Genomic DNA, 9546 nt, shown 5'->3' with positions numbered 1-9546 from the left:
CAAAGCCGACCGACCGTCAGCCCACAACCGCCGCCGCCTGACCGGCCCCGGCCGTCACCAAAATTTGGCGATAGCTCAGCCTTCAACTTCCAGGCTCTTTCCTGGACAGCTTTGGTTGCCTTCATATAGACACGCTTTGTGCGATCCAGCCGAACCTCAAGCTCAGAATAGAGCCCGCACGATTCTTTATCCAAACCGAGAGAGTCGAGAATCGCGCGCTTTGCGGCCACGGTTTCCAAGACCAGGGCCATTTGACGCGCCGAATCATACTCAGCAGCGCTGAGTATCTCTTCGCCGAGGGGCGCTTGCGAATTGGCTGATCCCATCCCAAGGCCAACTGCGGCTCCATGGATCGATGGAGACACTGTCGGCGAAAACGTTAGTTTGCGCGCAGTGAGATCAACGACGACGGTCCCCTGTTTCTCATTGCAAAGGCGGTAGAACATTTCGCAGCCTTCAAAAACTGCATCTTCCCATTCCCAGAAGGCATTCTTCTCGACCTCGAGGCCATCAACGTACATCCGCAAGGTTTTCAGCAGCCTAAAGTTAATAAGGCTGCGAGCAGGAAAAAGTCGCGTTGCAGCGCCAATACCGCAGCGGCCAGCCGCCTTCGCCTGCTTGTCGCCCTCGGAATGAATAGCCTTGATAACAAGCTCCTCGACCACCTTGGCCCGGCCGCCGTCTTCGACCTCATCGACACGATCGTTCCCACTGTCGCGCTTGCGTCTCATGAGGCCTCGAACAACCGGCGACCATCCCAGGTGGGCAATCAGAGCAAGATGAATAACATCATGGAACCTGTATCCATCGTCATCGTAGAAATTGTCGGTTAGATCATCGCCAAGCGGCCTGCCATCGAAGTACATGCGGGATTTTTGGGGACCGACGCGAACGAACGCCACCTCAAACAAGCGTGGGAATTGTTCTTTTGTATCGCGCCCTTCATCATGTAGCGGCGTGTGCGCGCCTCGTTCTGAGCGAAAACGAACCTTTGCGCAGTTTGCTTCCACCACATCATCGAGGGACATGTGGTATAAACTCGCCATCGCCGACAAATGCCACGTGATTTCCCCAAGCACGATGTTCGACGGGCGGTCGGCTACATTCTTGTTCAGTGTGATCTCGATCTTGGGCAGTGTTACTCGCAAAAGCTCTGCACCGAGCTGCCAAAGCACGGCCAAGCAGACCTCGAGCAGAACGCGGCCATCAGTGCGCGCCGTCTGAAACGCGAGGTGCTGGTAGGCATCGAATGTATAGCCGCCCACGGGAGGGAAATGTTTTGCTGCCTCCAAAAATTCCGCTCGCTTTGCGGGGTCTAGAGAGGTCGCGATTTTCTGCGCACGCTCGTCTGCGCTGCCGATTTCAGTTCGTAGTGCTGCAATATCAGCGGCGAGGATGTCGAAATGGCTGTCGTTGGTAATCTGAGAGACCGAGTAGCAATACCAGAGCGCATCTCCGAGCTCCTCTTTGATTTCGTCATTCGGTCGGTCCCAGCGCGCCTCTTCGCCTCCTTCGGCGAGGATTTTCTTCTTTATGGCAGCGACGAGCGACCCGATTTCGCCGACCAGGCCGTACAATGCGATGGAGCGCATTTCCTCCTTTGGCTTGTGAGCGAACTGGGTCGTCGTGCGAACAAAATTGTCATAGTCCTTAACGTTCATCTCCGCTCCATCGTAAAATCTTGTTTGCCCTGCCGGGTAAAAACTCTCAGTCGGCCGGCTGATCTATGTAAGTACGCCTTGGTCAACTCTACTTGTTTGTGATGCCAAACGATAACCACTGCTTCTGCCAATTCGTTTAGCGGTTTTCTGGCACGCAGGCCCAAACTACGAAAGAGAACGGCTACATCAGACTCGCGACTGGTAGTCCCGCTACCCTGCCGCGTTCGAGCGGATGAAGAAGATGGGCATAACCGCTCCGAGCTTGCGCAGCAATTCGCCGATTGCCGGCGGATTGCAGAGTTTCGGCACATGCCGGCCATTTTGAGCAGATTTGCTGCATCGCATCTCTCGGATCTCGTTTCGTGCGGAGGATATTTCGGATGCGAAGGGCGGGAGCTCTGCGGGGGCGGCAGCACGCGAATCAGAGTAATGTCGCCGGCATCCTCACCGGCTATCCTCCTGCAACCGGCCTGATGGTTGGGCCCTCACCCGACCACGCGTGCGCCACGGGCGCATAGTCTCAACAGAGAATGGCACCGGCAGGAGCGTGAGCATAGCGACGCCGAAGGGGCACGCCGGTCCGAGTGCAGCGGCGAAACCAGGTCAATCGCGGCACCCGGGACAGAGGCAGCGACAGCAATCGCCGCAGGCGAGCCCCTTTTCCGAGTGCCCCCGGCGAGGAGCTCCGCATCCGTTTGCGAGAGAGACGCCGCACGGCCGAATGCCATCGTCGAGCGGTTGAGGCAAAAGGCGCTGTAGCGCCGTCGACTAGACGAGGCGCTGAAAGTCGTCATGCGCGACGCGGACAAGGAAACAAGATGCTGCATGGCTGGTTTTGCACAGGCCGGCCGAAGACGTCGAAAAGCACGTGCCCCGACGACTTGGAATCCCTGCTCTGTGTTAGCAGCCGGAACGAATCGAGGGCCGCAAGGATTCGTCGTTCGCGGAGGGCGATCTTGATGCTGATGAACAAGGAGCGGCGGACGACGATCCGCACCTTATGAGGGTGGGCGATAGCCGCAGGGGCGATCCGCGACTGTGAGTACCACGCACGGATGCGGGATCGCGCAGACCCGCACGTCCCAGCGGGCGTTCGAAATCGCCCGCTCAGGATCGGCCACAGGGCCTTTCGGCGCGGTCACTGAGGTCCTGAACTCAATTGGCAACACCTGCCCCGAATGCCTGCCCGAGGTCTAGGCAACGTTCCGAACAATCGACACCAGCAAAGATGACTAGCGCGCGAGACGCTTCTCCGCGCGCTTCCGGCTGTTGCCGACCTTCTTGACAGATTTCTTAACCGCTGACGCCGACCGTCCTGTGTTCTTGGACTCGTACCACTTCATACGTTGCCCGCCGGCCACACGGGCCCGGTCCTGCTTGCGCCCGCGCGCTGTCTTCTTCTTCGCTGCCGCCATCGGCTCCCCCCGTCGGATTTGATGACAAACCAACGCAGCAGGGGATTCGCGGGTTCCGGAACGATTCGAACTGTGTCAGTTTGAATCAGCTGTGAGCGCTTCAATGGCGTTTCAGCGTACAAAGCCCTGGCCGTTCGCGTGAAGGCGCCGTTGCCCAGCTTCATCGGACCGGCCTTGGCAACCTCGGTCGAGAAGGTGCCGTCCGGCAGGCGATTGATTCACGAAATCAAGTTGGACGGGTGCAGGTGCATCTGACCAACGAGGTGGCCAAGATCTTTACTCGGCGGGGACACGACTGGACCGCACCGCTTCAAGAAGGTTGCCCACGATGGCGGGCGCATCAAGGCGCTCCGCCGTCATCAACGGCGAGATCGTCATTTCCGCCGCCGACGGCACGCCGATTTTCTCGGTGCTGCAGAACGAGCTCAAGCGCAAGTCGACCAAGATCGTGATGGTGGAGTTCGATCTGCTCTATGACCTCGGAAGCTGCCACTGATCCAGAGGAAAGCCGAGCTGAGGAAGATCGTCGATGGTACCGACGTCCAGTTCAGCGAAAGCCTCCAGATCGAGGACCGCGAGATGTTCGCGCACGCCTGCAAACTCGGTGTAGAATGTGTCGTCTCGAAGGTGCGAGACGGTCCTAAGCACTACCTCTACGTCATTGTCGTCGCGGAGCCGGAATGCGTCGTGGCCGCCGGGGCTAGGCTGGAATCGCGCGATGTCGGCGAAGCGCCATCAGTCGTCGCGGATGTCGAACGTGTCCGCACCTGTTGCAAGGTCGAAACGCATGCATCGATCCTTCGTTACCCGTCAGCCGATGAAAAGGTGCTTGAGTGCGCGAGAGATTCGCTGGAACAGGCTCGGCGTCTCGGTGGGCAATTTCTTGACGACAGGATCTCTGTTCGCTGGAGGAGCGCCAGTCACCTCAAACCCACAGTGATCCCCCCGTGCGGCGATATCAGAAGACAGACATTCGGGGCTGCATTTCCCATGTTCGCTCGGCTCCATAAAGCTGCCGACGAAATGATAGAGCTGCTTACCGGGATTCGATCGGCCAAGAGGATCGAGGACCATCGCCAGCATTTGGAGCGTCTGAAGACTCGCGCAGGCCATCGAAAACGCAAAAACGTTCTCGCGAGCTTTTAACGGATGGCCCTTCTCCAAGCCTTGGATGTAGGTCGGGTCGTCCAGGTACCCCTCGCGTTCCAGCTGAACAAGCCCAGCATCGTACTGCCCCATGCATTGCATACATTGATGCCCCACAGTGACTGTATGAGCGCGCCAGTCAGCCGCAGCCAACACCTCATGGCGGTTCGTGCGAACGGAAATGCCACCATCAATGACAGGAATCAGGTGGGCATAGGCAATCAAATTGAGGACATGTCTTCCCCAAGGGCGATCAACGCAGGAAAACAGAACGTCGCAATCCAGCGCGGCACAGAAGCCGACTTCCTCGTAGACGGCGGCCACCACCGGAAGGGCGTCGAATCTCGCCCCGGTCGCGCATTCTCCTAAGTGGTCAGCCAATGCCGTTGCTTTCAGCGCCCCGACGTTGCCCCGCTTCGCGTACAGGAGGCGGTCCAGATTTTTGATTTCGATCCTGTCGAAATCGATCACCGTGATGTCTTCAATCCCAGTACGTGCCATGCCCTCAGCGATGAAGGCGCCAACACTGCCTGCTCCGATGATGCCCACCCGAAGCCTCGCGAGGTCGGCTTGCTTCTTCTTCCCCCAGGCGGAAATCGTTCGAATCTGCGCTTCTGTCCCATGCGGGACCGGCGCGAGCGCTTCCATGAATGTGGTTCGAAGCCTTTCTCCAACCACGCGAACGGTGGCGCAGTCCCGCCTCGCGTACTGGCGTGGTGCCGTGCGCTCCCAGAATCTGGCGCTCCAGGCCCCATCGCCAGCCATGGTCAAGCCGACAAACGGAAGTCTTGTGGCGCCATAGGCGGCCGCTGCGTGACCTTGCTCGGTATTGATGTCGTCCGGACTCATGCCTTGCCATGCCATGCCACCGGGGTGGCTGTGCATGAGGGCTAGGCCCGCGCCTGCCTGCGCGGCTTCCGAAAGGGCTCGGGTGAAATAGTGGGATTCGAAGCTGGCATTCCCATGTACGTTCCGCTCACCCTCTCGCGGCAAGATCAGCAGTTCAACCACTGCGGTCGCCCGCGTCTGCCCCGTGCTTGGATGCCAGAGCGCGAAGCAAAGATCTTCCTGGCGGTCGGCGCGTAACAGGTGACGTCGCGCTAGCGCGTCGACCGCCTCGGACATGGCCGCACTTCGGACGGCCCTTGTCATTGCGTGTCCCACAATTTCCAGACGTGGCTCATGTAGGTGGCGACCGCCTTCTTCGCGGCGCCCCAGTTCGTGTAGGGGCGAGACCAGTAGTGCCATTCACCACCCACCGCTTGCTGAAAGTCCGCGCTGTCATGAATGCCACCGGTCGGGTGTGCGCCTCCGCCTTGATTGGGATAAAACCTGGGCGACACGTGGATTCCCCCGGGCGATGTCATCGGGAAGTCTCCGGGTACGACTAGACCCAGCTTGATCTGCCGTCCGGCGAATTTGCCCGTCGGAATTTCGTAATCGAAGTAAACATGCTCAGTCTTGCCGGGGGCAATCGCGGGATTGAACCCGAGCGATTTCAGACCCGCCATGAAGAAAGGCACGCCACTTCTCGCGGTCCCGTCGGAGACCGGAGCAGGACCGACCGAGATGACCTGAAAGCTCGCACCATCATGCAATTCGAAGGGAACGTCGCCCTTGCCCTGAAAACTGGCCTGATGATGGGGATCGGTTTCGATGAGGTAGTGTGTTGCGATATCCAGGCCGGAGAAGTCCTTGATGATCGCGTTCGGCGTCCACTTGCGCTGTTCGGTCTCGTAATTCTCGCCGTCCACCGAGAAATGGATGATTTTCGGATGGCGGTGGGCTTCCTCAAGTTCTTCCTCGGCCGCATCGAGTTCTTTCTCGGCCGCGTCCAGGTCCTTCATGCCCTGGCCGATCTCCTCCTTGGCCTTCTCGATGTCGGCCTTGGCCTTCTCAATGTCGTGCAGAGCCTCCGCTTCATCGTGGCCGCTGACCTCGCGGCCCTCGTCGCCGTTCACATTTTCCATGGCTGTGGTTCCTTTCGATTGTGCTTGCGCCATGCGCTTCCGCCATGGCATGATTGACGATATCGCCATGATGCCCTGAAATGGCGAAACCGTCAATAGAGGAATGTCGAATTCGCCATGAATGCGGAAGCTACTGATATCTTTAGGGAAAGACTGAAAGCGGCGCGAGAACTGCGAGGATTGAGCCAAAGCCAGCTGGCTGCAAGGGCGGATCTTCCACCGAGTTCGGTTTCGCATTTTGAGTCGGGCGCCAGGAAACCCTCCTTTGAAAACCTCAAACGGCTCTCCGCCGCCCTGGACGTCACTACCGACTACCTCTTGGGCCGTGCGGATACGCCCGAAGCATCGGGCACTGTTGGGCGCCTTCACCGTGACATCCACAACCTGAGCCACGACGACATGAAGCTAGCCGAGGATTTTGTCGGTATGCTCCTGAGCCGGGCCAATGCAGACAAGAAAGGCCGCTCTTGAGCGCCAAGCCCCGCATGGCCCGAAAGATGATCGCGGAAGGTGCCGCAAGCGTTGTCTCTTGGGCGAAATGAAAATTGAAGGCTTGCGGGTGGATCCAATCGAGATCGCCACCCGCAAGGGCATCGCGGTCGAGGCTAAGCCGAGTACCGTTCAAGGCGTATCCGGCATGTTGGTGAAGGCTGGCGATAACTTCGGCATCCTGTACGCGACGCACGTGTCCAGCAAAGGGTTTCAAAAATTCTGCGTCGCCCACGAGCTTGGGCACTATTGCATCGAGGGTCATGCCAATGCGCTGCTCGCGCATGGCCCGCACTATTCCCATGCGCACTTCACGTCGAACGATCCGTTCGAGATGGAAGCCGATTATTTTGCCGCCGCTCTGTTGATGCCCGAGGTGCCGTTCCGCAAGGAGGCCAACCGGAATGATCCTGGTCTCACCGCCATCGAGACGCTCGCCAGGGACTGCGAAACGTCGCTTACTGCGACGGCTATCAGGTACGCAGGCCTTACGCGTGACGCGGTCGCCGTGATTCTTAGCACGGGACCTTCCATCGACTGGTGCTTCATGTCCGAAGGGCTGAAGGAAGCTAAGAAGCTGGAATGGATTCGCAAAGGTACGCCAGTCCCGAGCGGAACGGCTACCGAGAGTTTTAACGCGCAGGCTGAAAATGTTAGACTCGGCAAAAAGGACTCCGGTGACGGACGTCTGAACGACTGGATGGGGGGAGAGCGGGTCTATCGCATTACCGAGGAAGTCGTCGGGCTTGGACAGTACGGTCGCACTCTGACCGTTCTGACTTGCGAGACCCTAACAGCGCAGGCAAACGGCGACGAATCCGACGAAGACGGCGAGGCTGAACTCGTGGAAAGCTGGACCCCTAAATTCCGGCGGTAACGCCGCGGTCTGTCTTTCGGATCGCGTCGGAGCTAACTCGCTGAGTGCACAATCTGAGCTGAGAGGGAGAGAATGACGACGTGCACACAACGCGTCAGAAAGTGCGCGGGCATTCGTGCCGAATGGCGGTCTTAAGCACTTCCGCAATGTCACAATTTCATCGGGAATAGTGCTTCGGGCCGGAGCCTTCCCCGTTTTCGACATCGAGAGCCGGTGAACCCTGTATTCCTCCGCCTTGCCCGGTGTGATCTCGGACAGACCCATGTCGCCAAAGAACGGCATCAGGTGAAGGCGCAGGGTTCGAATGTACGGAGCATTGCGCTCTTTGCGAGTTCTGCGGCGACAACGCAGAGCAGAAACAGGCCCTTGAGGGCGGGACAACACTTGTTGCTTCAACAGCGATCGCCGACCGTTTGTAACCCAGCGTGACCCGAGCCAATGGCGCGCTGCCAGTAACTGCCGCCCTTTCGTTTTGGTGGGCGCACCAGGCCCTTGAGCCTGGGACCCGCTGAATTAGAGACCCCTCCCACCTGCAATCAAAGACTTTTCGAGTCGGGCGCGCTTTTCGCGCTGAACGCGCCCACATCTGCCAGTTCTGTGGCCGCCCGCATCTCTCCAAACAGCCGAAGAGCGATGTCTTAATAGGGATACATCCAATAAGTCGTATTCGAATCATCGGGCATCGATCGCAAGGTCGGGGTCCGCTGCGGGGGTTTAAGATGCGTCGAAGACGAGATGATCCGGCCTATGTCATCGAGAACCGCACGGCTGGTTGAGTACGTACTGTGATTTAGAGCAAACATTTCGCTTCCCACAGCAGAAACGTCGACCGTTTCGATACCGGGCACGAGAGTTGGCCCGCTCTTGGTTACGAACCCCATTCGCGATGCGGATTGCGCTTTCTTCATGGAGGCGAGCAACGCGAGATCCGTCGAGGACGCGTATAGCGTCACGGCGCCCGCCGCTGCCTTGATCTGGCTCGCGCGCTGTAGATAAACGTCCCGATCCACGTCCGGGGCCGCAAAAATCAATTCAGTAATCCCGAGCGTCGTCTGGCTCAGCGCGGCTTGCTGCAAGGCGCCTAAAACGACCTCGCTGCCCAGACTATGCGCGATCACGATAATCCGTGAGACTTTGCCGGCCTTTTTGATGAGCTGGAGGAGATCGAACAACCCATCCGGAGCGTACAAAGCACTCTCCCGATCGTAGTCATAGTCCTTCACTCCGCCCTTGGACGGCCATGAGTACATCATGACGCGGCCTTTGTAGTTCGCGTCGAAGGCAATTTGAGCCGCCTTGAAGGCTGCGTCGGAAAAGGCAACGTTGTAGCCGTGCACAAAGAGCATCAGGCTGTCGGCCCGATTTGCGATAGCGGAAGCAAACTCCTCGCGGGAAAGACGATCGAGCTTCTGGATTCGGAAATGCTTTCCGTCGTCCTCCGCCTCCTTGCGCATCCCGAAGAAGCTTGTACTCGGCGTTTCCACTTCTCCCATCTTGCGAACGATGGGAATGCTAACCGTCACGTAGCCAAATGTGTTGCTGGCCGCACGACCATAGGAGATTTGGCTCAATTCCAGACCGGATCCACCCGTCACCACGCGATTGGTGGCGAAGTAGACGGGTACCAATCCCTTAATCACAGATTTGTTGACCACCACCTCGGCTCCGGTGCTGCTTTTTTCGGGAGGCGCCTCCTCGCTCGCCTCACCGGTTGTCCGTCGCCACGGCCGATAGGCATGATAATGCCGGACATGATGGTAGTACCCTGGGCCATAGCGATAGCCGTATTTCTTGAACGCGCTCTCATGTTTCTGGGGCGCCTTCTGTATTTGCCGCTTGGCCTGCTGCGAGGCCGGCTCCTGGTGGGCGCAACCGGTCGCGAGCGCGCAAAACAAGACAATGAGCACTGTTCGAAGCTGCTGGAAGGCGTGGCCGAGCCGATGCAACCGGTTCGAACCTCGAATTGGCAAGACGAGCATGACCATCGA

At 58.5% G+C, this 9546-nt stretch carries 7 protein-coding genes and 1 pseudogene; 3 read left to right on the top strand and 5 right to left on the bottom strand.

All coding sequences use genetic code 11. The annotated features are described in order from the left end of the window. The coding region (locus AC0L3X_RS28730; RefSeq protein ID WP_473317031.1) for a MazG nucleotide pyrophosphohydrolase domain-containing protein at positions 1–1661 on the bottom strand (1661 nt) is incomplete at its 3' end. Positions 1662–2893: 1232 nt separating this feature from the next. Beyond that, a complete protein-coding gene (locus AC0L3X_RS28725; protein ID WP_439033999.1) occupies positions 2894–3076 on the bottom strand; it encodes a DUF3606 domain-containing protein in 183 nt (60 codons plus the stop codon). 103 nt (positions 3077–3179) lie between these two features. On the opposite strand from AC0L3X_RS28725, the pseudogene AC0L3X_RS28720 reads away from it, so the two are divergent. Further along, a pseudogene (locus AC0L3X_RS28720) lies at positions 3180–3709 on the top strand (ATP-dependent DNA ligase); the annotation flags it as partial. A 177-nt stretch (positions 3710–3886) separates the two neighbouring features. Here AC0L3X_RS28720 and AC0L3X_RS28715 read toward each other — a convergent pair. Together AC0L3X_RS28715 and AC0L3X_RS28710 are read right to left on the bottom strand one after the other, a co-directional pair. Continuing rightward, on the bottom strand, positions 3887–5347 hold the full coding sequence (locus AC0L3X_RS28715) for a ThiF family adenylyltransferase (RefSeq protein WP_439033998.1): 1461 nt from the start codon (positions 5345–5347) through the stop codon (positions 3887–3889). Positions 5348–5370: 23 nt separating this feature from the next. Then, complete coding sequence (locus tag AC0L3X_RS28710) at positions 5371–6192, bottom strand: E2/UBC family protein (protein WP_231144023.1); 822 nt, start codon at positions 6190–6192, stop codon at positions 5371–5373. A gap of 117 nt (positions 6193–6309) precedes the next feature. Here AC0L3X_RS28710 and AC0L3X_RS28705 point away from each other — a divergent pair, with 117 nt between their 5' ends. Then, positions 6310–6663: a helix-turn-helix domain-containing protein gene (locus tag AC0L3X_RS28705; protein ID WP_231144022.1), complete on the top strand. Its 354-nt coding sequence runs from the start codon at positions 6310–6312 to the stop codon at positions 6661–6663. 67 nt (positions 6664–6730) lie between these two features. Continuing rightward, positions 6731–7558, top strand: a complete 828-nt coding sequence (locus AC0L3X_RS28700) for an ImmA/IrrE family metallo-endopeptidase (protein WP_439035708.1) — start codon at positions 6731–6733, stop codon at positions 7556–7558. A 638-nt stretch (positions 7559–8196) separates the two neighbouring features. On the opposite strand, the gene AC0L3X_RS28695 is transcribed toward AC0L3X_RS28700, so the two are convergent. Then, positions 8197–9543: an alpha/beta hydrolase gene (locus AC0L3X_RS28695; RefSeq protein ID WP_439033997.1), complete on the bottom strand. Its 1347-nt coding sequence runs from the start codon at positions 9541–9543 to the stop codon at positions 8197–8199. Positions 9544–9546: the final 3 nt, after the last annotated feature.

Source organism: Bradyrhizobium sp. MI1.7, from assembly GCF_055811795.1.
This window is presented reverse-complemented; position numbering and strand designations above follow the sequence as displayed.

What these genes read in the sequence shown, in the direction of transcription:
- AC0L3X_RS28725 (WP_439033999.1), bottom strand. Translation starts at nt 3,076, where the DNA reads ATGGCGGCAGCGAAGAAGAAGACAGCGCGCGGGCGCAAGCAGGACCGG.
- AC0L3X_RS28715 (WP_439033998.1), bottom strand. Translation starts at nt 5,347, where the DNA reads ATGTCCGAGGCGGTCGACGCGCTAGCGCGACGTCACCTGTTACGCGCC.
- AC0L3X_RS28710 (WP_231144023.1), bottom strand. Translation starts at nt 6,192, where the DNA reads ATGGAAAATGTGAACGGCGACGAGGGCCGCGAGGTCAGCGGCCACGAT.
- AC0L3X_RS28705 (WP_231144022.1), top strand. Translation starts at nt 6,310, where the DNA reads ATGAATGCGGAAGCTACTGATATCTTTAGGGAAAGACTGAAAGCGGCG.
- AC0L3X_RS28700 (WP_439035708.1), top strand. Translation starts at nt 6,731, where the DNA reads ATGAAAATTGAAGGCTTGCGGGTGGATCCAATCGAGATCGCCACCCGC.
- AC0L3X_RS28695 (WP_439033997.1), bottom strand. Translation starts at nt 9,543, where the DNA reads ATGGTCATGCTCGTCTTGCCAATTCGAGGTTCGAACCGGTTGCATCGG.